This is a genomic window from Halomonas sp. MES3-P3E (assembly GCF_002836035.1).
Taxonomy (GTDB): domain Bacteria; phylum Pseudomonadota; class Gammaproteobacteria; order Pseudomonadales; family Halomonadaceae; genus Vreelandella; species Vreelandella arctica.
This window is the reverse complement of sequence record NZ_PJBT01000169.1, coordinates 1-317: the sequence shown is the minus strand read 5'-3', so window position 1 is coordinate 317 and position 317 is coordinate 1. Positions and strand designations below refer to the sequence as shown.

The 317-nt window shown below is 62.8% G+C and carries 1 protein-coding gene; it reads left to right on the top strand.

Annotated elements, in window-relative coordinates; translation table 11 throughout:
* Positions 1 to 279 (top strand): hypothetical protein (locus CXF87_RS12510; protein ID WP_101146802.1); only part of this gene is annotated, 279 nt, incomplete at its 5' end.
* Positions 280 to 317: the final 38 nt, after the last annotated feature.

Here is a 317-nt window from a genome sequence, read left to right as displayed (position 1 = left end):
CGCCGCGCCGCGATGCTGTGCCAGAACCCGCGCTTTGGCCTGTATCTGGACTATCGACGCCGCCAAGCCCAGGCGCTAGAGCATCGGCAGCTTCCAAACGGTACTCACACGCCAGAGGATTGCGCCGATTGGCTGCGCAAGGCGTGTGGCATCAAAAGCCGCGCAGAGATCGATCACAACGACGCCGCACGGGCAATGCTCGACCGCATCATGGCGGATTACAGCAAGTGGAAGCGCCAGGAGCGCATGAATGACCGGATCGCAGGGGGTGTGGCGTGAGCTCATCAGGTATGCCGGTATCGAAGCGCCGAAGCCCA